This window comes from Streptomyces sp. NBC_00038 (assembly GCF_026343635.1).
Classification (GTDB): domain Bacteria; phylum Actinomycetota; class Actinomycetes; order Streptomycetales; family Streptomycetaceae; genus Streptomyces.
Window position 1 is genome coordinate 5,707,912 of sequence record NZ_JAPELQ010000001.1, and the last position, 22,229, is coordinate 5,730,140.

At 70.3% G+C, this 22,229-nt stretch carries 20 protein-coding genes; 9 read left to right on the plus strand and 11 right to left on the minus strand.

The annotated features are described in order from the left end of the window. Window positions 1-59: 59 nt before the first annotated feature. A complete protein-coding gene (locus OG219_RS25855; RefSeq protein WP_266830254.1) occupies window positions 60-563 on the plus strand; it encodes an SgcJ/EcaC family oxidoreductase in 504 nt (167 codons plus the stop codon). On the opposite strand, the gene OG219_RS25860 is transcribed toward OG219_RS25855, so the two are convergent. Both OG219_RS25860 and OG219_RS25865 read right to left on the minus strand, forming a co-directional pair. Next, complete coding sequence (locus OG219_RS25860; protein ID WP_266830255.1) at window positions 526-1,827, minus strand: HAMP domain-containing sensor histidine kinase; 1,302 nt, start codon at window positions 1,825-1,827, stop codon at window positions 526-528. The two genes, OG219_RS25855 and OG219_RS25860, sit on opposite strands and share 38 nt — an antisense overlap. Further along, window positions 1,824-2,510 (minus strand): response regulator transcription factor, encoded by a 687-nt coding sequence (locus tag OG219_RS25865; protein ID WP_266830256.1) that lies wholly within the window; start codon window positions 2,508-2,510, stop codon window positions 1,824-1,826. The genes OG219_RS25860 and OG219_RS25865 overlap by 4 nt, the downstream gene beginning before the upstream one ends. 257 nt (window positions 2,511-2,767) lie before the next feature. Here OG219_RS25865 and OG219_RS25870 point away from each other — a divergent pair, with 257 nt between their 5' ends. From OG219_RS25870 to OG219_RS25885, 4 genes are all read left to right on the plus strand, one after another. Beyond that, window positions 2,768-4,060, plus strand: coding sequence for an aspartate kinase (locus OG219_RS25870; protein WP_266830257.1), 1,293 nt, complete (start codon window positions 2,768-2,770; stop codon window positions 4,058-4,060). A gap of 31 nt (window positions 4,061-4,091) precedes the next feature. Beyond that, a complete protein-coding gene (locus OG219_RS25875; protein WP_266830258.1) occupies window positions 4,092-5,171 on the plus strand; it encodes an aspartate-semialdehyde dehydrogenase in 1,080 nt (359 codons plus the stop codon). Window positions 5,172-5,704: 533 nt separating this feature from the next. Continuing rightward, entirely contained in the window at window positions 5,705-6,280 is a 576-nt protein-coding gene (locus tag OG219_RS25880; RefSeq protein ID WP_323183360.1) for a SigE family RNA polymerase sigma factor, read from the plus strand. Beyond that, window positions 6,277-7,452, plus strand: coding sequence for a hypothetical protein (locus tag OG219_RS25885; RefSeq protein ID WP_266830260.1), 1,176 nt, complete (start codon window positions 6,277-6,279; stop codon window positions 7,450-7,452). Before OG219_RS25880 ends, OG219_RS25885 begins: the two co-directional genes overlap by 4 nt. A gap of 40 nt (window positions 7,453-7,492) precedes the next feature. Here OG219_RS25885 and OG219_RS25890 read toward each other — a convergent pair whose 3' ends face one another. Together OG219_RS25890 and OG219_RS25895 are read right to left on the minus strand one after the other, a co-directional pair. Then, the gene (locus tag OG219_RS25890; protein ID WP_266830261.1) at window positions 7,493-8,308 is read right to left on the minus strand and encodes an SURF1 family protein; all 816 of its coding nucleotides are present in this window, start codon (window positions 8,306-8,308) and stop codon (window positions 7,493-7,495) included. 44 nt (window positions 8,309-8,352) lie between these two features. Then, window positions 8,353-8,727, minus strand: coding sequence for a nuclear transport factor 2 family protein (locus tag OG219_RS25895; protein WP_266830262.1), 375 nt, complete (start codon window positions 8,725-8,727; stop codon window positions 8,353-8,355). A gap of 120 nt (window positions 8,728-8,847) precedes the next feature. Between OG219_RS25895 and OG219_RS25900 the strand changes: the two genes are divergently transcribed. Then, complete coding sequence (locus OG219_RS25900) at window positions 8,848-10,665, plus strand: prolyl oligopeptidase family serine peptidase (RefSeq protein ID WP_266830263.1); 1,818 nt, start codon at window positions 8,848-8,850, stop codon at window positions 10,663-10,665. Window positions 10,666-10,878: 213 nt separating this feature from the next. Here the strand turns inward: OG219_RS25900 and OG219_RS25905 are convergent, their stop codons facing one another. The 3 genes from OG219_RS25905 to OG219_RS25915 form a co-directional block, all read right to left on the minus strand. Continuing rightward, entirely contained in the window at window positions 10,879-12,783 is a 1,905-nt protein-coding gene (locus tag OG219_RS25905) for an NAD(P)-binding protein (RefSeq protein ID WP_266830264.1), read from the minus strand. A 138-nt stretch (window positions 12,784-12,921) separates the two neighbouring features. Next, window positions 12,922-13,683 (minus strand): GNAT family N-acetyltransferase, encoded by a 762-nt coding sequence (locus OG219_RS25910; RefSeq protein WP_266830265.1) that lies wholly within the window; start codon window positions 13,681-13,683, stop codon window positions 12,922-12,924. An 82-nt stretch (window positions 13,684-13,765) separates the two neighbouring features. Next, the gene (locus tag OG219_RS25915) at window positions 13,766-14,200 is read right to left on the minus strand and encodes a (2Fe-2S) ferredoxin domain-containing protein (RefSeq protein ID WP_266830266.1); all 435 of its coding nucleotides are present in this window, start codon (window positions 14,198-14,200) and stop codon (window positions 13,766-13,768) included. 272 nt (window positions 14,201-14,472) lie between these two features. On the opposite strand from OG219_RS25915, the gene OG219_RS25920 reads away from it, so the two are divergent. Continuing rightward, window positions 14,473-15,789, plus strand: coding sequence for a phytase (locus OG219_RS25920; protein WP_266830267.1), 1,317 nt, complete (start codon window positions 14,473-14,475; stop codon window positions 15,787-15,789). A 55-nt stretch (window positions 15,790-15,844) separates the two neighbouring features. On the opposite strand, the gene OG219_RS25925 is transcribed toward OG219_RS25920, so the two are convergent. After that, window positions 15,845-17,257: a condensation domain-containing protein gene (locus tag OG219_RS25925; RefSeq protein WP_266830268.1), complete on the minus strand. Its 1,413-nt coding sequence runs from the start codon at window positions 17,255-17,257 to the stop codon at window positions 15,845-15,847. A gap of 425 nt (window positions 17,258-17,682) precedes the next feature. Here OG219_RS25925 and OG219_RS25930 point away from each other — a divergent pair, with 425 nt between their 5' ends. Then, a complete protein-coding gene (locus OG219_RS25930) occupies window positions 17,683-18,912 on the plus strand; it encodes a transposase (protein WP_266830269.1) in 1,230 nt (409 codons plus the stop codon). A 35-nt stretch (window positions 18,913-18,947) separates the two neighbouring features. Here OG219_RS25930 and OG219_RS25935 read toward each other — a convergent pair whose 3' ends face one another. The 3 genes from OG219_RS25935 to OG219_RS25945 all read right to left on the minus strand — a co-directional run bounded on the left by OG219_RS25935 (window position 18,948) and on the right by OG219_RS25945 (window position 20,765). Continuing rightward, window positions 18,948-19,559 carry a hypothetical protein gene (locus tag OG219_RS25935; protein WP_266830270.1) on the minus strand — a complete coding sequence of 204 codons (612 nt, stop codon included), beginning with the start codon at window positions 19,557-19,559 and terminating at the stop codon, window positions 18,948-18,950. Window positions 19,560-19,652: 93 nt separating this feature from the next. Next, window positions 19,653-20,063: a hypothetical protein gene (locus tag OG219_RS25940; RefSeq protein WP_323183298.1), complete on the minus strand. Its 411-nt coding sequence runs from the start codon at window positions 20,061-20,063 to the stop codon at window positions 19,653-19,655. 252 nt (window positions 20,064-20,315) lie between these two features. Then, entirely contained in the window at window positions 20,316-20,765 is a 450-nt protein-coding gene (locus OG219_RS25945) for a DoxX family membrane protein (RefSeq protein WP_266830271.1), read from the minus strand. A gap of 205 nt (window positions 20,766-20,970) precedes the next feature. Here OG219_RS25945 and OG219_RS25950 point away from each other — a divergent pair, with 205 nt between their 5' ends. Then, window positions 20,971-22,191 carry an amidohydrolase family protein gene (locus tag OG219_RS25950; protein WP_266830272.1) on the plus strand — a complete coding sequence of 407 codons (1,221 nt, stop codon included), beginning with the start codon at window positions 20,971-20,973 and terminating at the stop codon, window positions 22,189-22,191. Window positions 22,192-22,229: the final 38 nt, after the last annotated feature.

The window sequence follows — 22,229 nt, forward strand, 5'->3', positions numbered from 1 at the left end:
GAACCGCTCCCGGAAGGCACCAAGACGGAGCAACGAACCCCCCATGCACAGGAGTTGTGATGCAACGTCACATACGCACCCGCGCCGCGATAGCCACCGCCGCGGCCCTGATCGCCGCCGGCACCATCACCGCCGGCGTCAGCGCGGCCACCCCGGAGCACCAGAGCGGCAAGCCCACCAAGGCCGAGATCGCCGCCCTCTTCGACGGCTGGAGCGCCGCGTTGCGGACGGGTGACCCGGAGGTCGTCGCCGACAGATACGCCGACGACGCGGTGCTGCTGCCCACCCTCTCGAACGAGATCCGTACGGACCACGCCGGGATCGTCGACTACATGGAGGGCTTCCTCGCGAAGAAGCCCGAGGCCTCGAAGGTCCGGACCGTGATCAACGTTCTCGACAGCAACTCCGCCATCGACACTGGCCTGTACGAGTTCCAGCTCACCGACCCGGTGACCGGCGTGAAGAGCACCGCCGAGGCCCGCTACACGTACGAGTACGAGAAGCGCGACGGTGAGTGGCTGATCGTCAACCACCACTCCTCGCTGCTGCCGGACGCAGACTGACCGATACGCACAGCCCGCCTCCGGGTGCGTCCCGCAGGGCCACGGTCCCGCCGTCGTCCGTCACCAGCTGCTTGACGATGGCGAGGCCGAGCCCGGAGCCGGAGCGCCCGGTCAGGCCCTGACCGCGCCAGAAGCGGTCGAAGGCGCGGGACTTCTCGGCGTCCGACATGCCGGGACCCTGGTCGAGGACCGACAGTTCCACCGAGTCGGCGCCCACCGACATCCGTACGGTGATCGTCGTGCCGTCGGGGGACACCTCCAGGGCGTTGGACAGCACGTTGTCGAGGACCTGCTCCAGGTGCCCCGGACTGGCGAGCACAGCCGGCCGGCCGCCGGCCTCCCCTTCGAGCGCGATGGTGACCCCGCGCTCCTCGGCGGCCGGCCTCCACACGCTCAGCCGCTCCTCGACCAGCTCCCGCAACGGCAGCGCCTCCGCCGCGGACACCTTCGCCTCGGCCCGGGCGAGCACCAGCAGACCGTTCACCAGGCGGCTCATCCGCACCACTTCGGCCGTGGCCTGCTCCACGTCCTCGCGTACGAAGAAGTCGTCGGCTCCGTCCGCGATGTTGTCCAGCGACAGGCGCAACGCCGTGAGAGGTGTACGGAGTTGGTGCGAGGCGTCCGCCACGAACATCCGCTGGGAGTCGATCAGGACGTCGAGCCGCTCCGCGCCCGAGTTGAGGGTGCGGGCCAGCTGCTGTGTCTCCGGCGGGCCGGTCACCGGCGAGCGCGCGGTCAGGTCGCCGTCGCCGAAACGGCTCGCCATCTCGTTCAACTGGCGCAGCGGGCGGGTGAGTCGGCGGGCCACGAGGGCACCGAGGCCGGCGGCGACCGCCAGTACGCCCACCGCGAGGACCGCCCGGAAGCCCCAGATCCGCCACAGGCGGGAGGTCAAGTCCGAGGTGGGATAGCTGACTTGGATGGCCCCCACCGTCCGGCCGCCGTCCGCGACCGCCGGAACCGTCACCTTCAGCGCGCCGTCGCCCCAGCGCGCCGTGGTCTTCCCCTCGGTGGCCGAGGCGGGGAGCACAGCCACCGTGCCGGGCGTCTCGGCAGCGTAGGCCTCGGACATCCGCGTCAGCGCCGCCCGCGACGCCGCGTCCCCGTCCGCGAGGAGCAGCGCCATGGTCCGCGCCTCCCGCCGTACGGACTCCTCGGTGTCCCCGCGCAGCTGCGCGGTCAGCGTGAACGCCACCGGCACGGTGAAGGCCGCCAGCGCGACGGCGACCAACAGGACGTAACTGACGATCAGTTGCCGGATCATGAGGGCGACTCGCCGGCGATCTCCAGGCGGAAGCCGACCCCTCGTACGGCTTCGATGGTCAGTGCGCCCGCGAGCTTGCGGCGCAGCGCCGCCACATGGACGTCGAGGGTCTTCGTCGGGCCGAACCAGTTCGCGTCCCAGACCGCTTCCATGATCTGCTCGCGCGACATCAGCGCGCCGGGCTCCTCGGTGAGGAACGCGAGCAGGTCGTACTCCTTGGGTGCGAGGGCGACCTCCTCACCGTCCAGGCGTACGCGGGCGGCCTTGCGGTCGATGGTCAGGCGCTCGCCGTACTGATCGGGGCCCGTCGGCGAAGACGCGTCGTTGCGCGGCTGTGCGCGCCGCATCACCGCTCTTATCCGCGCGATGACCTCACGTACGCCGAAGGGCTTGGTGACGTAGTCGTCCGCGCCGAGTTCGAGCCCGACCACGCGGTCCGTCTCGTCGCTGCGCGCGCTGATCACGATGATCGGGACGTCGCCGCGCGCCCGCAGCGCCTTGCAGACGTCGAGGCCGTCGGTGTCGGGCAGTCCGAGGTCGAGGAGGACGACGTCGTAGGGGTCCTCGTACGTCAGGGCCGCCCCGCCCGTGGTCACCCACTCGACCTCGAAGCCGTAGCGCAGCAGGCCGCGCCGGAGCGATTCGGCGACGGGCTCGTCGTCTTCCACCAGGAGTACGCGCACGTCCGAACCCTAGTACTTGAAAGTTGAGCCACGACTCTCTCGTGTGACACGGCGCACTTTCCCGCGTGGTGGGTCCCGGGGGCGGGCAGATGCCGTTCCGGAGCGGCCGGAGGACTTCGCTGTCCTGACGGACCGGGTGATCACCTTGTGGGCGGGACATCTCACGATGCGATACCCCGGAGGGGAATTCCGGCCGCTCGTTAGACTGAGCCGACCGCAGTTGTGCGGTGCAGATACGGATTGATCGAGGAGCGCACGTGGGCCTTGTCGTGCAGAAGTACGGAGGTTCCTCCGTAGCCGATGCCGAGGGCATCAAGCGTGTCGCCAAGCGGATCGTGGAAGCGAAGAAGAACGGCCACCAGGTGGTCGTGGTCGTTTCCGCGATGGGCGACACGACGGACGAGCTGATCGATCTCGCCGAGCAGGTATCTCCGATGCCCAGCGGGCGAGAGTTCGACATGCTGCTGACCGCCGGAGAGCGGATCTCCATGGCGCTGCTGGCCATGGCGATCAAAAACCTGGGCCACAGCGCCCAGTCGTTCACGGGCAGTCAGGCCGGTGTCATCACCGACTCGGTCCACAACAAAGCGCGGATCATCGATGTCACGCCGGGCCGTATCCGTACGGCCCTCGACGAGGGCAACATCGCCATCGTCGCCGGGTTCCAGGGCGTCTCGCAGGACAAGAAGGACATCACCACGCTCGGCCGCGGCGGCTCGGACACGACCGCCGTCGCGCTGGCGGCGGCTCTCGACGCCGAGGTCTGCGAGATCTACACCGACGTGGACGGCGTGTTCACCGCCGATCCGCGGGTGGTCAAGAAGGCGCAGAAGATCGACTGGATCGCCTTCGAGGACATGCTGGAGCTGGCGGCCTCCGGCTCCAAGGTGCTGCTCCACCGCTGTGTGGAATACGCGCGCCGCTACAACATCCCGATCCATGTGCGCTCGTCCTTCAGCGGACTGCAGGGCACCTGGGTCAGCAGCGAACCACCCGTTCGAAAGACACAGCAGCAAGGGGACCAGAAGGTGGAGCAGGCCATCATCTCGGGTGTCGCTCACGACACCTCCGAGGCCAAGATCACGGTCGTCGGCGTCCCGGACAAGCCCGGTGAGGCCGCCTCGATCTTCCGCGCCATCGCCGACGCCGAGATCAACATCGACATGATCGTGCAGAACGTGTCGGCGGCCACCACGGGCCTCACCGACATCTCCTTCACCCTCCCCAAGACCGAGGGCCGCAAGGCCATCGACGCCCTGGAGAAGGCGAAGGGCGTCATCGGCTTCGACTCGCTGCGCTACGACGACCAGATCGGCAAGATCTCGCTCGTCGGCGCCGGCATGAAGACGAACCCGGGTGTCACGGCCGGCTTCTTCGAGGCCCTGACCGACGCCAACGTGAACATCGAGCTGATCTCGACCTCCGAGATCCGCATCTCGGTCGTCACCCGCGCCGATGACGTCAACGAGGCGGTGCGCGCCGTGCACTCCGCCTTCGGGCTCGACTCCGACAGCGACGAGGCCGTCGTCTACGGGGGCACCGGCCGATGACCGTCCTCCCGTACGGGGGCACGGGCCGCTGATGGCCAAGGCCGCGGGACGAACGCCCGCAGGACCGACGCTCGCCGTCGTGGGTGCGACCGGAGCCGTCGGCACGGTCATGCTCCAGATCCTGTCCCAGCACGCGGACATCTGGGGCGAGATCCGTCTCATCGCCTCTCCGCGCTCGGCCGGCCGCAAGCTGACCGTGCGTGGCGAGGAGGTCGAGGTCGTGGCCCTGGCGGAGGAGGCCTTCGACGGCGTCGACGTCGCCATGTTCGACGTACCCGACGAGGTCGCCGCCCAGTGGGCGCCGATCGCCGCCGCCAAGGGCGTGGTCGTCGTCGACAACTCCGGCGCCTTCCGGATGGACCCGGACGTGCCCCTCGTGGTGCCGGAGGTGAATCCCCACGCGGCGCGTGTGCGCCCGCGCGGGATCATCTCCAACCCGAACTGCACGACCCTCTCCATGATCGTGGCCCTCGGCGCGCTGCACGCCGAGTTCGGGCTCCGCGAGCTGGTGGTGTCCAGCTATCAGGCGGTGAGCGGGGCGGGCCGCGCGGGCATCGACACCCTGCGGCAGCAGCTGTCGCTGGTCGCCGGTACGGAACTGGGGACCAAGCCCGGTGACGTACGGCGGGCGGTGGGCGACAACACCGGGCCGTTCCCGGAGCCGGTCGCGCTGAACGTGGTGCCGTGGTCCGGGACCCTCGCCGAGGACGGTTTCTCCTCCGAGGAGATGAAGGTACGGAACGAGTCCCGCAAGATCCTCGGGCTCCCCACGCTGCCGGTGGCCGTGACGTGCGTACGCGTCCCCGTCGTCACCACGCACTCCCTGACCGTGCACGCACGCTTCCAGGCCGAGGTGACCGTGGCCAAGGCGCGGGAGATCCTCGCCACAGCGCCCGGGGTCGTGCTGTTCGACAACCCGGCCGCCGGTGAATTTCCCACCCCCGCCGATGTGGTGGGCACCGATCCGACCTGGGTCGGACGGGTACGCCGCTCGCTGGACGATTCGACGGCACTCGAACTGTTTGTCTGCGGGGACAACCTGCGCAAAGGTGCTGCATTGAACACGGCGCAGATCGCGGAGCTCGTGGCGGCGGAGATCACGAGGCTTTAAGTTTCGCGTCCGGCGTGACCAGGGGCCGGAATCCTGGTGGCTTTCAGGGGATTCGTTTGTAGGATCTGTGTTGGATGTGTGGTGCGAGCATCTGGATGGGCGTCCCGGTCTTCAGGTGACCGGTGTGTCCTGTTGGGCGTCCCGGTCTTCAGGTGGCCGGAGCGGTCGGTCCGGTGTGTGGTGCGAATAATGGTCCGGACCACTTGAAACGAGTCACCAGTCGTTCGAAGATTTTCCTCCCCGTCCTCCGCAACCGTGCGGAGGGCGGGGAGCGTCTTTGCGGTCGCCATTCAGGGGTGGCCGGGCGTCGCGGTAAAACGGGACATAGGGGATGAGCTGGTACGCATGAGGGCATTTGACGCACTGTCAAAAGGGGTGCCTGACGCAAACGCGATGCCTGATGCGTACAACCCTGGTGGGGGGACGCGTGTCCAACTGGCGTGGCAGAGGTACTCGAATTCACCGCGGTACAGACAATGGGTAGCGCCCTGCGTCCACCCCGCCGACTCCGCAGCCCCGGCGTGCCCGGCGGCATGCCGGTGATCGCGCCCATGCCCGCAGCGCGGCCCGCCCGCCTACCGAACCAGCGCGACGGCGCCGATGACAGCGCGGCCGCCGGAACGACCGTCGACCATCTCACCGAGACCTACCGCGCCCACTACCGGTCGCTCCTGGGCCTCGCGGCGCTTCTGCTCGACGACACCGCGTCCTGCGAGGACGTCGTCCAGGAGGCCTTCATCCGGGTGCACTCGGCGCGCAAGCGCGTCCGCGACCCGGAGAAGACGCTCGCGTATCTGCGCCAGACCGTCGTGAACCTCTCGCGCTCCGCCCTGCGCCGGCGCATCCTCGGCCTCAAGCTCCTGTCGAAGCCGATGCCCGACATGGCGAGCGCCGAGGAAGGCGCCTACGACCAGTTGGAGCGTGACGCGCTGATCAAGGCGATGAAGGGACTCCAGCGCCGCCAGCGCGAGGTCCTGGTGCTGCGTTACTTCGCGGACATGACCGAGGCGCAGGTCGCTGAGACACTCGGGGTGTCGCTGGGGTCGGTCAAGGCGTACGGCTCGCGCGGCATAGCAGCGCTCCGTGTCGCCATGGAGGCTCCGGCATGAGCGAGTACGACGAGCGGTGGCGCCCCGAGAAACCCGGGCGCCCCGAACACGAGCACAAGCAATCGCACGCTGGGAACGGAATTGTGAATCACGGCCCCGAAGGACACGGTCCTGACGGACAGGGCTCCGGCGGGACCGGCTCGGCAGGGCCGGGCCCGGGAGATCCCGGCTCGGACGGACCGGGCTCCGAAGGTCTCGGCTCGGACGAGCGGGCGCTGCGGCTTCTGCTGCACCAGGCCGTCCAGGAGATCGAACCCACCGACGGCACCCTGGAGCACCTGCGCCGCGCGGTGCCGGCCAGACGGGCCCGCAAGCGCCATGCCGCGGTGGGGATGGCGGCCGCCGCGCTCTTCGTCGGCACGGCCGTCCCGGCCCTGCTGCACGTCTCGAACTCCTCGGGACCGAACGCCAATCCGTCCATCGCGGGCAACACCTCGCAGACACAGGGCGGCTCGGGGCAGGGCAAGACCACGGACGGCGGGGAGCACGCGGTGGGCGGCTCCTCCGGCACGGCCAAGGACCCGGGCAAGGAAGGCCAGAAGGCCACGCCTTCGGCGAGCACGGGAGCGGACAACGGGACCGCCACCGGCGGCGTCGCTCCGACGGCCTCATCGGTGACCGCGCCCACCTGCACCGCGGACCAGCTCGGCGGGGCGACCAGCGCCCTCGGCGACCCGGACTCCACCGGCACGGTCTACGGCTCCTTCGCCGTCTCGAACGTCTCCACCACCGTGTGCGCGGTCACCGGCGCGGGCACCGTGAGCACGGTCACGCAGGGCGCGGCGGACGCCACCAAGGTCAGCGTGGTGAACCATGTGGCGGGCGACGCGGCCACCGGGCTGCCCGACCCCTCCACGGAGGTCACCTCCCTGGTACTTCAGCCGGGCGCCTCGTACGTCGTGAAGTTCGCCTGGGTGCCCTCGGAGACCTGTCCGACCACCAACGAGCCCTCGCCCGACCCGACCACCACGGACGACGCCACCGTCTCGGGCGGCACCTCCGACAGCGGCGGCACCTCGACGCAGCTCGTCACGGAGGACGGGGTGGCCGAGGGCAGCATCACCGTCTCGCACACGGACCAGACGGGTACGGCCACGGCGTCGACGACGGTCTCCAACGCGTGCGCGGGGACGGTGTACCGGACCGGGATGCTGGCGGCCGACGCCTCGTAGATCCCGTAATCCCGTAGATCCTGGAAGGCCGCCTGACGGTCTACGAGACTGGCGTACCGGCGGTGTCCGGTGCGGGCTCCTCGTCCGCAGGCTCCTCGTCCGGGATCAGGCCCAGTTCCGCGTCCCGGGCGAACTCCACCTCGCGGCGCAGCAGCCGGAACCACATGAAGACCACGAAGCCCGCGAAGACGAACCACTCACCGGTGTAGCCGAGGTTCTGGAACGCCTTCAGGTCGAGGCCGGTGTCCTGCGCCGCGGTCGCGGGAACCGCCGTCATCCCGCTGTCGGCCTTGGCGAGGGTGATCCAGGCGTCGTACACCTTGTACGGCACCAGGTTCACCAGCGACGCCGAGCTGATGGCGCCGGTCTGGCCCTTGGGCAGCCCGCCGACGGCACTCACCCCGTTCGACCCCGGGCTCTCGGACGCCTGGAGCGCGCCCGTCACCGTGACCTCGCCGGTGGGCGGGGCCGGGGCCTTCGCCGGGTCCGCGTCGCCGGGCAGCCAGCCCCGGACGACGGGCAGCGCCCTGCCGTCGTCGGTCCGCAGCAGCGTCAGTACGTAGAAGCCCTGCTTGTCGTCGACCTCGCGGTCCGGTACGAGCAGCTGCTCGGCGTACCGGCCGGTCGCGGTGGCCTGCTTGCCGGACGTGTTCTTGTCCACGGGCAGCAGCTCGGCGAGCGGCCGGGCCGCCTCGGTCTTCGCCGCCTCGGCCTGCTCACCGGCGTCCCGGCTGGTCTGCACCCGGTCCTCGAACCGTCCCAACTGCCATGACCCCATGAAGACGCAGAAGGGGATGGCCAACAGCACGAAGACGTTGATCCCCCACCAGCGGGGCGTCAGCAGGAACCGGTACACGACTTCAAAGGTACGGGGCCGATGGACGGCGCCGGGCCTTGGGGTCAGTAGCGCTCGACCAAGTGCTCGCGCCCGGGCGGGGGCTCGTACGGCTCCGGCCAGAAGTCGGTGACGGAGGCTATTCGACCGGAGTCGTCCGCCGTGAAGAACGTGATCGCGTGCATCTCCTCCAGGCCCACGGTGACGAGGGTCCAGGTGACGGCCTGGCCCGGCTCGGCGACGACGCGTTCGATCCGGACGTGCCAGTCGCCCGGATACTCGCGGTTGAACTGGACGTACCGCTCCCTGCCGCGGATCACCTCCCGCGTCTGCGGCAGCGTGTACACGACGTCCTCGGCCAGCATGTCCGCGAACGCGGTCCAATCCCGGGCGTCGGCGGTGGCCCAGTAGCTCTCGACTGTTTTGCGCAGATCGGTCATGCGAAGAAGTCTGCACCCGACCACTGACAACCGGCCTTGGCCTGCGCGCCCGCCGCGAAGTTATCCACAGGCTGGGGATCTCGGCAGCGGATTGTCGGGCGGGCCAGGCACTATGGGGCCATGACTGAGAGCAAGGGGTCCATGCCGGACTGGGAGAAGCGCTTCCGGGCGCCGCGGGTGTCGCTGCCGGACTGGGCGGAGGACGCACCGCACCGCTCGCTGTTCGTCTCGAACGCGACGGGGACGTACGAGTTGTACGCGTGGGACCGGGAGACGGGGGAGCAGCGCCAGGTCACGGACCGGGCGAACGGTACGACGGACGGGGTGCTCTCGCCCGACGGCGAGTGGATCTGGTGGTTCGACGACAAGGACGGGGACGAGTTCGGCATCTGGCGCCGGCAGAGCTTCGGGGGTTCCGGCACTTCTGACGGCTCCGACGGCTCCGACGAGCCCGCGGCCCCGGGTCTTGAGCCCTCGTACCCCAGTGGACTCGCGATCGGCCGGGACGGACGTACGGCCGTCGTGGGGCGGTCCACGGACGAGGACGGTTCGACGATCCATGTGGTGCGGAGCGGCGAGGAGCCCGTGGAGATCTACCGGCACCGGGAGTCCGCCGGCGTCGGTGACCTCTCGCACGACGGCTCGCTGATCGTCGTCGAGCACACCGAGCACGGCGACGCGATGCACTCGGCGCTGCGGGTGCTGCGCCCGGACGGTTCGGCGGTCACGGAGCTCGACGACACCAAGGGCGGCACGGTCGAGCTGGGCCTCGAGGTGCTGGGCTTCGCCCCGGTCGACGGGGACACGCGGCTGCTCATCGGGCACCAGCGGCGCGGTCGTTGGGAGCCGATGGTGTGGGACGTCGCCACCGGCGAGGAGACGGACCTCGCCCTCGACCTCCCCGGTGATGTGGGCGCCGAGTGGTATCCGGACGGCTCCGCGCTGCTCGTCGCGCACAGCTTCGAGGCCCGCAGCGACCTGTGGCGCTACGACCTGGTGTCCCGTGAGCTGACCCCCGTGCCGACCCCCGCGGGTTCGGTGTCCGGGGCAACGGCGCGGCCCGACGGGAACGTGGAGTACCTGTGGTCGTCGGCGGCCGAGCCGTCCGTGGTCCGCTCCACCACGGGTGAGGTGGTCCTGGACCCGCCGGGCATGAAGTCCCCGGGATCCGTCCCGGTGGAGGACGTCTGGGTGGAGGGCCCCGGCGGCCGCGTCCACGCCCTGGTCCAGAAGCCGGCGGGCGTGACCGGCCCGCTTCCCACGGTCTTCGACATCCACGGCGGTCCGACCTGGCACGACAGCGACTCGTTCGCGGCGGGCCCGGCGGCGTGGGTGGACCACGGGTACGCGGTGGTGCGGGTCAACTACCGGGGCTCCACCGGGTACGGGCGTGAGTGGACGGACGCGCTCAAGCACCGAGTCGGTCTCATCGAGCTGGAGGACATCGCGGCGGTCCGCGAATGGGCGGTGACGTCCGGGCTCGCCGACCCCGACCGCCTGATCCTCACCGGCGGTTCCTGGGGCGGTTACCTCACGCTTCTCGGCCTGGGCACCCAGCCGGACGCCTGGACGCTCGGCATCGCCGCCGTGCCGGTCGCCGACTACGTCACGGCGTACCACGACGAGATGGAAGCGCTGAAGGCCATGGACCGCACGTTGCTCGGGGGCACTCCGGAGGAGGTTCCGGAGCGGTTCGAAGCGTCGTCGCCCCTGACGTACGTCGACGCCGTGAAGGCGCCGGTCTACATCTCGGCGGGCGTCAACGACCCGCGCTGCCCGATCCGCCAGGTCGAGAACTACGTCGACCGCCTCACCGCCCGCGACGCCGTCCACGAGGTGTACCGCTACGACGCGGGCCACGGCTCCCTGGTGGTCGACGAACGCATCAAGCAGGTCCGCTTGGAACTGGACTTCGCGGAGCGACACCTCGGGGGATAGCGGGTGGTTTCTTCGCCCCCTCCGCCCCTACCCGTCCCTTGCCCCTGGGGCTCCGCCCCAGACCCCGCTCCTCAAACGCCGGAGGGGCTATCTCCAGCCCGTCCGGCGTTTGAGGACGAGGCCGTTCAGGCCGAAGCGGGGGTCTGGGGGCGGCAGCCCCCAGAAACAAGGGACGGGTAGGGGCGGAGGGGGCGAAAAAACTCACCCACCCCCCTACGCCCCCGCCCGCTCCCGAGCCCGCCGCCCCAGCAACTCCGCCAGCCCCCGCCGAGTCGCCGCCAGCACCACCCGATCCTCGCTCCGCAGCACGTACGTGGAGGGCAGGTCCCACACCAGCCCCGAAGAGGACCGGGGGGCCCTGGGTGCCCTGGGGGACGCCCCCGACCTCGGGTCGGTGTCCAGGGCGAGCACCCGCCACGCCCCCGCCCGAAACGCCTCCCCCACAGTCCGCCCCTCCAACTGCGCATGCCCGCCGACTTCCACCGCCGCGAACAGCAACACCCGCCGCTCCACAGGAATCGCCCCGAGAATCTGCCGCCCCATCATCGCCCCGGCGAACGCGGGCGCGGCCAGATGGGACACACTCCGGCTCCGGGTGAGGGCACCCGGGTGCGCGGCCCGCAGGGTCCGGTACACGGCGGTCGCGAAGTCGTCGTCGTACAGCCGCAGCACGACCCGCAGATCGGGCCGCACGGTACGCGCGTACAACGCGGCCTCCAGATTCGTCGTGTCCGCGCTGGTCAGCGCGAGCAGCGCGTGCGCCCGATGAATCTTCGCGGCTTCCAGCACGCCTTCCTGCGTCACGTCGCCGAGCACGACGGGCACCCGCAGCCGCCGGGCCAGCGCCAGCCCCCGAGCCTCGGGATCGGCTTCGACGCAGACCACGGGAATGTGCAGCTCACGCAGGCGCGCCAGCACGCGCGTACCGATCTTGCCGACACCGAGCAGCACCACGTGCCCGGACAGCCCGCGGGGCGGCCGCCGCAGCGCGGACCCGCTCCGGAACGTACCGAGTGCTTCAAGGACGGCGGCAAGCAGCACCGGAAGCAGCAGCAACCCGATGAGCCCGGAGAAGAGTTGAAGGACCTGTTCCCCCATCGGCCGCCCGATCGCGGGGTCGTTGATGCCGAAGAGGTCGAGCAGCGTCAGGTAGGTCGCACGCAGCGGATGGTCCCCGGTGACGAGCATCGACGCGACGGCGAGCCCGATCACGCACGCCACGAGCCCCGCGAACGACCACCGCAGCCGCCGCGACATCAGCGAGCCGAACGGCACGACGCTGCGCCCCGGGGGCGAGGAGGGGCCGGAGTAGGAGACGGTCTCCAGTACGACGGTGCCGCGCCCGGTGGCGGCGGCCACCGCCTCTTCGTCGGGCAGCAGCCGGGGCCCCTGCGTACCGCTGCTCTCGGACCCGTCGGCGCCCGCGGGGTCGCTGGCCGTGGTGGACAGCAGTGCCAGCGTGCACAGTCCGGGATCGGCGACCTCTCCGGGAGCGGGCGGCGGCCGTTCCACCGCGCGCAGCATCAGCCCGTCGGTCTGGACGACCTTGCTGGTGCCGGCCACGGCGGTCGCGGCGAGCGCGGGCGCGGCGGTGTCGGCGTCGGACAGGACGGTGGTGGACGCGTCGAACCCTTCGCCGCCATCGCCGTCGGCTCCCGCGGCGGCCAGCGCCGAGGCCTGGTCGAGGAGCGCCTCGATATGGTGGCCGAGGCGCCGGTTGTAGAGGCGCAGGACCAGCCGGATCCGCGGGTTGAGCCGCCGGGCGGTGAGCGCGGCCCGGATGTTCGTCTCGTCGTCGTCGTACACCAGCGCCAGCGCGGCGGCCCGCTCCACACTGGCCTCGGCGAGCACGGCCTCGGTGAGTTCGGCGGCCTCCAACACCCGTTCGGTGCCGGGGGGTTCGGACGTCCGGGCGCTCGCCGGATCACCGTTCCCGGCGGCCCGGTTCACCGCGGCGGACACCCGGTCGAACAGGGCGGTGGCCCGCGTCCGTCCCACCACCGGCGGCCGCACACTCCGATGGGCGGGCGGCACGACCAGGGTCACCTGCTCCCCGTACACCCCGCGCAGTTCGGCGGCCAGCCGGTGCGCAAGGGCGTCGTCCCCGGCGACAACCATGTGTGCGGCGGCGTCAGTTGAAGCGGTCGGCGCGCCTGACGCGCTCTGAGACGGAAGGTTGCCCACGAGGGAGGAGACTGCCTCACCGGCACCGGTGGTTCCACCAGGCACGAGGAGGCGGCCGCCGTACGACCGTGATCAGTGTCGTACGTAGAGGGGTGTGCGGAAGTCCTCGGTGAACCCCGACTTGAGGTAGAGGCGTTCGGCGGTGGAGCCGACCTCGGTCTGCAGGGCGAGCTGTTCGCCGCGCTCGTGGGCCTCGGCGCTGATGGCGGCGAGGAGCAGACCGGCGTAACGGCGGCCCCGGTGGCTGGGGCGCGTGGCGACGGCGTAGATGCCCGCAAGGCCGTGGGAGTGCAGGGCCAGCGCGACGGCGGCCCCCTCGCCCTCGGACCGCAGGAGGTAGAAGGTCTGGTCGGCACGGGCGTAGTGGCGCAGGGCGTTCCGGGTGAAGTCGTTCTCCCACCAGGCGGTCTGCTCGGGGGTGTCGCCGGGCTCGGCGAATCCGGCCGCCTGGGTCCGGGCGAACTCCCGCGCCTGTCCGTCGTCCTCGACGACGGTCAGCGTGACACCGTCGGGCAGCTCCGGTCCGCCGGGCGCGGCGGGAGCGCGCAGGTAGGAGAGCTCCCCGGCCCGCTTGAAACCGGCCGGCTCAAGGCGGTCCTGCCATCCGTTTCCGCTGAAGGGGAACACCCGGACAGTCTTCGCCCACGCCGGAATCGACACGTCCTCGCCGAGCGGGGCCCACCACGAGAAGAACTCCTCATCGCCCTCCAGGGCAAGGGAATCGGCGGTGATCGCCACCGATCCGCGGTGTGCCGCCATGAAGGCGAGGTGATTGGCGGCGGGCGCGGGCAGCCGGTCCGCCGCGGGGAGGGGACGGTCGGGGTTCGCGGTCATGCCGGTCTCCTGTCGCCTGAGGGGTGCGCGGGGTACGCATCTTCGTACACCGCCGCCCGACTCCGGTGGCCGTCCGCATACTTCACCGGCGCGCCCGCGCCCGTGCCTCGCGCGGCGGCCGGACGAACTGCAACTCCAGCGTGGCCGGCGGTTGCGCGATCCCCGGTCCACCGGCGGCCGCCCATTCGATGAGCTCCTCGGTGCAGTCGTCCCCCATCGCGAACCCGATCCAGGTCACCTGCCCACCGCCGCGCCGCCCGGCCCCCGAGGGCTGTACGACGACGACATTGGCCTGGTCGCACGGCCCGAGACAGTCCGAGGTCCGCACGGCGAACCGCCCCCCGGACGCCTCGGCCCCGGCGCGCAGCCGCTCCAGCTGCCAGACGTGGTCGTCGGCCGGGTACTTCCGCGGGTTGCCGCAGCAGCAGCCCCGGCAGACGACCAGGGTGCAGGGGCGGGACGCGGCGGCCCCGACGGCGACCGTACGGGACCGCTGGCGCGGGGCGTTGACTGTCACCGGGGGAGACCTTTCGCAGGGGAGCCGATCATCACCGTACGAGACCGCTCGCCCACCCGACAGGCCGCCCCCGCGGGGCCGTTGGCGCAGGCTCGGGCGACCCGGCGCGACAAGTCCAGGCGAACTTCCGCCGACGTACTGCCGAACTCCCCGTGACCGCATGGACAGTTGACGGACCTCTGGGCGCAAGCTTCTCCCCGCACCATCGGCATGACCTCGACATGTGGTCGATGCGTCCCGACAGGATGCGTCCCGACAGTAAGGAAACGCTTGTGAGAGCGCACCGCACCCCACGGAGAGCCGCCGCCCTCGCCCTGGGCACCGCACTCGTCAGCCTCCTCGCGACGCCCCCCGCGGGGGCGGGCACGTCCGGTCTGCCGGTGGTGACCGCCACCAGCGAGGCCGCCGCGCTGTACGACGACGAGGCGGGCGGCAACTCCGACGCGGACGACCCGGCGATCTGGCGGAACGCCGCCGCCCCCGGGCGCAGCCTCGTCGTGGCCACCGCCAAGGAAGGCGGACTGAAGGTCTACGACCTGGACGCCCGCCTGGTGCAGTCGCTGTCCGCCCCGAAGCCGCCCGCCGAGGACGACGCCCCGGGCCGCTTCAACAACGTCGACCTCGTCTCCGGCCTGCGCACCTCCGCCGGCCGGGCCGACGTGGCGGTGGTGACCGACCGGGGCAACGACCGCCTCCGGATCTACCGCATCGACCCGTCCCACCCCGGCGGCCCCCTGACCGACGTCACCGACCCGGCGGCCGCGCCCGTGTTCTCCGCCGACCAGAGCGAGATCAACGACCAGAGGACCGCGTACGGCCTGGCCACCTGGACGAACAAGGCCACGGGACGGACGTACGCCCTGGTCAGCCAGCGCGAGCGGACCCGGCTCGCGCTGCTCGAACTGGTTCCGGTGGCGGGCGGCAAGGTCGGCTACCGCAAGGTGCGCACCCTCGACCTGCCCTCCTCCTTCCGGCTGCCCGACGGCACGTCGTGGAGTGCGTGCGCCGAGCCCGGCGAACTCCCGCAGGTCGAAGGCATGGTCGTCGACCCGGCCACAGGCACCCTCTACGCAGGCCAGGAGGACATCGGCATCTGGCGGCTGCGCGCCGACCTCACCGGCAAGCCGGTCCTGGTCGACAGAACCAAGGAGTACGGCGTCCCCGGCACCTACGACGAAGCGACCGAGGAGTGCGTGCCGGGCGCGGACCCCGGCTACGGCGGCAAGCGCCTGTCGGCCGACGTCGAGGGCCTGACCCTGCTTCAGCAGCGGGGCGGCGAGGGTTACTTGCTCGCCTCAAGCCAGGGCGACAACACCTTCGCGCTGTACGACCGTGACGTCCGCAAGGGCAACGCCTATGAAGGCGGCTTCCGCGTCGGTGCCGCCTCGGAGACGCTCGACAGCGTCGAGGAGTGCGACGGCGCCGCCATCCTGAACGCCCCGCTGGGCAAGCGTTATCCGCGCGGCCTGCTCGTCGTGCAGGACGGCCAGGAGACCCCGGAGGTGCCGGACGGGGAGGGCGGCACGCGTACGGCGACGGGCTTCAAGTTCGTCGACCTGGGGGCCGTGGTGGACGCGGCGGGCCTGTGACGTAGGTACCTGCCGGCCACCTCGGGCCTGAGCGGCTGCTGCCCGTCCCCGCCTCTCAGGCCCGGGCGGGCACAGCCGGCGCCTCTTCCCGGCTTCGCGCGACCGACAGGATCCGCTCCCGCAGCCCCTGGGCGTACAACCGCATGTTCTTGTACGCGATGTCCGTGTCCGGATAGCGGCTGGCGAACTGCAGGCCCTCGTGGAGCCTGGTGACCCAGGCGCACACCTGGTCGCCGTACGAGATCCGGATCAGCCCGTACGCCTTCAGGTCCTGCCACCGTTCCGACCCCGGGGTGTCGCGCGTGTCGACGAGCGAGACGATCGAGTACAGGTCGGGGGAGGTGGGCCGGAAGTCGGAGCCCAGCAGCCGCAGTACGCGGGCGATGGGCATCCGCGACAGCGGCCGGCCCTCGCGCAGCGCGGAGCGGACCATCCCCAGCGCGCTGTCGAAATCCGTCGCCCGGGCCACCGGAATCTCGATCGGCGCGCCGCCCACGTACCAGCCCATCGAGTCCGACCACTTGGACTTCGCCCTGGTGTGGAAGGGCACGACGGTGCGGTACACCTCCTGCCCGCCGATCTCGCGGACGATGAGGGCGGTGGCCGCGAGGATGCCGACCAGGCTTCCGCCGTACGGCCGGCAGTACGCCTCGAAGGCCGCCGCGTCCGCGTCGTCCACGAGCATCTCGTGCATCAACCTCTGGGCGGGCAGCGGACCTTCGGGTTCGAGACCGAGGTCGACCGGGAAGCCCGGCAGTTTCCCGTCGCACTGGGCGATGAACTCCCGCCAGCGGGCGACGATCGCGTGCGTGTCGTCGATCTCGTCGGCCTGTGCGCGCTCGATCGCGCAGAAGTCGACGTAGCTGGCGACCGGTGCGGTGGCGACGGAACGGCCTTCGAGGCCCGCTTCGTAGAGTTCGTGGATCTCGGCGGCGATGCGGTGGAGCGAGTACGCGTCGACGTTGCTGTGGTCGAACGCCATGTAGACACTTGCGCCGTCCTCCCTGACGACCGCGGTGTAGATGAAGTTCGGCCAGCTGAGTGCGTCCGCCGCGACGTCGAAACGGTCCTGCAGATACCGGGTCAGGGTGGCCGCCTCGGCGAAGTCGCCGACGTCCTCGCGGTGCAGTACGACCGCGTCGGCGTCCAGGGTGAACCGCCGCATCTCGTCACCGCTCCACCGGAAACCGCTGCGCAGCGTCTCGTGCCGAAGTGTCCAGTCCCGCAAGGCGTGTTGCAGCACGTCGAGATCGACCTGCCCCGGGATGTCGAACGCGGTGCCCAGCCAGGTGGGCACGAACAGCCCGTCGTCCCGCACCGATCGGGCCGTGCGCAAATGGGACTCCTGCACGTACGCCGGTGGCCGGGAGTCCTCCGGCAGGCCCGCCGCGGCCTCGACGGTCCTCGGATGCAGCGTCCACTCCACGAGACATCCGGGCCGGATCTCGCAACGCTGGATGTCGGTCATTCGCACGAAGCTCTCCGATCGCATGCCCCTGGGATGCGGGTAGGGCAGTTGAGGGGCGGATTCGACCGGACCAACGATTCGGATGATCGGAAAGAAACGCGGTGGCGGGAAGGCGGCACCGGTCAGGTGTACCCGTCACGCACCGGTGAGGTACTGGTCACCTCACCTCTTACGAGGAGGCCCCGGCGTTCACGCCGGGGAGGAATCGCATCCCGTGACGGCGGCGCGGAGCGTCGCCGCATCCTGCTTCCCGGGCGCGGAGCGCCGCTGAGGCTTGCCCGGCGGAGCCGGGTACAGGCGAACACGTGTGCCCGCGTTCGCCGATGAGGGTGATCGTGGTGGGACAGGGGTGCGGGTGTGCGGATCTCGCACGTACGGTCGTCCGACAGGGCTGGGGTAGCCGGAACGCAGACGGGGGTGAGGGCGTGGCGGAATCAGCGGGGGCCGACGGAGTGGGTCATGCCCGGTACACGTTCCGGCTTCGCGTACCGTCCACCGCCCACCCGCTGCTGCTGGCGGAGTGGGACCGGTGCCGGTGGGTGTGGAACGAGTGCGTGGCCAAGTCGAAGCAGGTCCACGCCTGGAACAAGAACCGGCCCGAGGGCACCGACAAGCAAACGTGCGGCCCAGCGCAGCTCGACAAGATGCTGACCGACGCCCGCAAGGTGACGCCCTGGCTGCGGGAAGGCAGCTCGGTCCCGCAGCAGCAGCTCATCCGTGACTTCGGCAAGTCCAAGTCCAAGGCGCACAAGGACATCCGCGAGCGGGTTCCGCAGCACCGCCGGGCCGGGATGCCGCGGTGGAAGAAGAAGCGCGAGGCGGCGCCGACGCTGAACTACACCCGGCGCGGCTTCCGTCTCAAGGACGGCAGGCTGCACCTGGCGGGCGGCATCGCCCTGACCGTGGCGTGGTCGCGTGCTCTCCCTGCCGCCCCCTCCAGCGTGCGCGTCTATCAGGACAGCCTGGGGCACTGGTACGCCAGCTTCGTCGTCCGCACCGAGGTGCAGCCGCTCCCCGCCACCGGCCGAGTGATCGGCATCGACTGGGGTGTGCGGGAGACCGCGACCACCACCAGCGACGCCCATGACCTCCCACACGCCCAGCACGGGCGGAAGGCCAAGGAGAAGCTGACCCGGTACGACCGGATGATGGCCCGCCGCAGACCGAAGAAGGGGCAGGCCGCCTCGAAGAGCTACCGCACGGCAAAGCACCTCCGGGCCAAGGCGCACCAGAAGGTCGCCCGGCAGCGCCAGGACACGGCCCGCAAGTGGGCCAAGTCCGTCGTCCGCAACCACGACGCCCTGGCCGTAGAGGACTTCAGGCCGAAGTTCCTTGCCAGGACCACCATGGCCCGGAAGGCCGCCGACGCCGCCATCGGCGCCACCCAGCAGGCCCTGATCGAGATGGGCCGCAAGCACGGCAGGATCGTGCACCTGGTACACCCCGCGCACACCACGATGGACTGCGCGCAGTGCGGAGCGAGAGCCAAGCACACACTGCCGCTGGGGATGCACACTTACACCTGCACCGCATGCGGAACCGTGTCCCCCAGGGACAAGAACTCCGCACGCGTGATGCTCGTCCGGGCTGGTCTCAACCCGGCTGGTGTCGAGGGCATAAGACCACCCGGGGCGCCGCCCCGGATGGCAGCCTGAGCCAGGAATCCCCTTCCCTTCAGGGAGGGGAGGATTCAAAGGTGCAGCATCGACATGATCTCGGGGCTGCGCACACCCGTGGACACCTGGGGAAGTTCCTGGCCCGGCCGCATCCAGCCCGCCTCCTCGGCGGCGGCGACCGCGGCTGCCTCTGCCGCGTCTGCCCTGGCGTTCAACGTCTCGTTCACGCCCAGGCCTTCGGCTCCCGCGGCTTCCGCGGCGGCCCGGGATGCCTGGACAGCGGCGCGGCAGGCGGCGACGGACAACTCGCCGGAGCAGTCGTGGAGTTGGCCCATCTGGGCGGCCTGAGCGGCGGATGCGGCGGCGTTCCTGGCACAGCGCGAGTCCGCCGCGGGCGCGGGGGCGCTCTCGGAGAGGACGGCGAAGGCCTGAGCGGCGACGCGGGCGGCGTGGGCGGACTTCCAGGTGATCTCTTTTGCCGCCGTCTTTCCGTCTTCTGGCGTTCCGTCCTCTGGTGTTCCGTCTTCGCCCGTCTCTTCAGTCTCTTCAGACTCCTCCACCTTCTCAGAACGGTGCTGCTCGATGTAGTGGCAGATCGCGGCGGCCCGGGTCGCCGCACTTCGCGTGCGTGCGGCGTGACTCGTCCTGAGCCTCTGCTCGGGCTCGTTGCCGTTCGGGTCGCTCATCTCCGCCTCCTCCGTCGGGACGACAGTGCCCGGCAGGATGGCAGGTACGGCGCGAAGTGACCAGAGCCGTGCGGGCGTCGTGCCCTCGTGCCGTCAGTCGTCCGCGGGCGCCTGACGTGAGGGCGGCAGCAGGAGGTCCCGCTCGGGATGCTTCTCGCCGGTGACGCTTCCCCGGATCCCGAGGTCCTGCCGAGCGGCCTCGTGGAAGGCGTTGACGGCGCGGAACGCGGCCCGGTTCCGCCGGCGCCAGTCGTCGAGGGTTCCGTCGACCTTCCCCGTCGCCTGCCAGACGATCTCCGCGACCAGCGCGTTGAGTTCGTGCCCCTCCTCGATGGCGTCGTCGCCGCCGAGAAGCATGACGCGCTCGAAGGAGCCACCCCATACGCGGCTGGCCTCCGAGAGATCTTCACGCAGATCGTGCTCGGACCTCTCGCTCTCGGCCAGGCCCTCCCGGACCTCGTACAGCCGGACGGACGTGGCGATCCTCGCCTTCACGGCGTCCACGTAGTCCCCCGTACGCGTCGATCTTCTTGTCGTCCCACCGCGTCAGGAGCTGGTAGCGGTTCCGGCCCCTCTCCATCAGGTAGTTGGTGACGTGTGTCATCAACGCACCGAGCAGTACTGCGGCGATGGTCACGAACTGCTCGCCGGTGCCCAACTCGTCCCCCAGCCATCACTTCCGAAAACGACTGGATGATCTTACGAGGGTGGGCAGCCGGTGGTTCGCGAGTTCGCCGAAGTGCCCCTTGGCAGGCCCTAGTTGAAGAGCCCCAGCGCGTTGTCCAGGGACCACACCTGCCAGCTCATGGCGAAGAGCGCGACGGCGGAGATCAGGGCCATCATGAGGTTCTGCCCCTGCTCGGCCCAGTCGTGGATCATTAGCACGAGGTAGATCAGGTTGAGCAGGAGCCCGCCGACGAGGGCGATCGGCGTCAGGAAGCCGGCGATCAGGCCGAGGCCGAGGGCCAGTTCCGCGTAGGCGACCACGTACGCCATCAGGCGAGGCCTTGGCGCGACCACGCGGTCGAAGCCGAGCCGCACGAAGGGCCATCGGTGCTTGGCGGCGATTCCCCCCGCCCACCTGATGCCGCCGCCCGTGAACCAGTCCTTCTTGTCCTTGTGGCGCCAGCTCTCCAGCCACCACAGGCCGACGCCTATGCGGAGGACCGCGAACCACTCGGCACCGCTGAGCCATGTCGTCTGCATCTCCGACGTCCCTCCCTGGGATTTCTCTATCTGATGGACCGTCAGTTGAGCGGACTCGGTTCGAGATCGCAAGGGGTGGAAGGGGTGCTTGCTCTTGCTGTCGGGGGAGTGGTCCCCTAGCCTGAATCTGATGGATCGTCAGATATGGCGTCGGGTTCGGCGTCAGGTGTGAGCCGGAGAACCGGCAGGCAGCAGGGGGTTGGGCGTGGTCAGTACCGAGAGCGGCACCGGGGATCTTCCCAGGGTCATCAGCGTGGACGATCACGTGATCGAGCCCGCGCACCTCTTCGAGACATGGCTCCCGAGCAAGTACCGCGACAAGGGGCCGCAGCCCTTCACCGCCGGTATCGGTGACCTCCAGTACATCGGCGGGAAGTACCGGTTCACCACGGACCCGAAGGGCCAGATCACCGACTGGTGGAGGTACGAGGGCGAGGTCTTCCCGTACAAACGCATCATCGCGGCCGTCGGCTTCTCGCGCGACGAGATGACCCTCGACGGCATCACACGCGAGCAGATGCGGCGCGGCTGCTGGGACCCGAAGGCGCGCCTGGAGGACATGGATCTCAACCATGTGGAGGCCTCGCTCTGCTTCCCGACCTTCCCGCGGTTCTGCGGGCAGACCTTCGCGGAGGCCAAGGACAAGGAGGTCGCGCTCGCGTGCGTCCGCGCCTACAACGACTGGATGGTCGAGGAGTGGTGCGGCGACAGCCGAGGGCGGCTCATCCCGCTGTGCCTGATCCCCCTGTGGGACATCGACCTCGCCGTCGCGGAGATCAGGCGCAACGCGGCCCGTGGCGTGCGTGCGGTGACCTTCAGTGAGATCCCGACGTACCTGGGGCTGCCGTCCATCCACTCCGGCTACTGGGACCCGTTCTTCGCGGTGTGCGAGGAGACCGGGACCGTGGTCAACATGCACATCGGCTCCTCGTCGCAGATGCCGGCGGCCTCGCCGGACGCACCACCGGCCGTACAGGCCTCGCTGAGCTTCAACAACGCCATGGCGTCGATGATGGACTTCCTCTTCTCCGGGGTCCTCGTGAAGTTCCCGCGCCTCAAACTGGCGTACAGCGAAGGGCAGATGGGCTGGATCCCGTACGCCCTGGAGCGCGCCGACGACGTCTGGGAGGAGCACCGGGCGTGGGGCGGAGTGAAGGATCTGATCCCGGAGCCTCCCTCGACGTACTACTACCGGCAGATCTTCTGCTGCTTCTTCCGGGACAAGCACGGGATCTCGGCGATCGAGACCGTCGGCGTGGACAACGCGACCTTCGAGACGGACTACCCGCACGTCGACTCGACCTGGCCGCACACGAAGGAGGTGGCGGCGGACCACGTGGCCGGCCTCTCCCCGGAGGTGACGTACAAGCTGTTGCGGGGCAACGCCATCCGGATGCTGCAACTCCCCTTCGACCAGGGCAAGTAGACGTCAGGGCGACCATCGATTCAGTTGGCCGCCCGGCG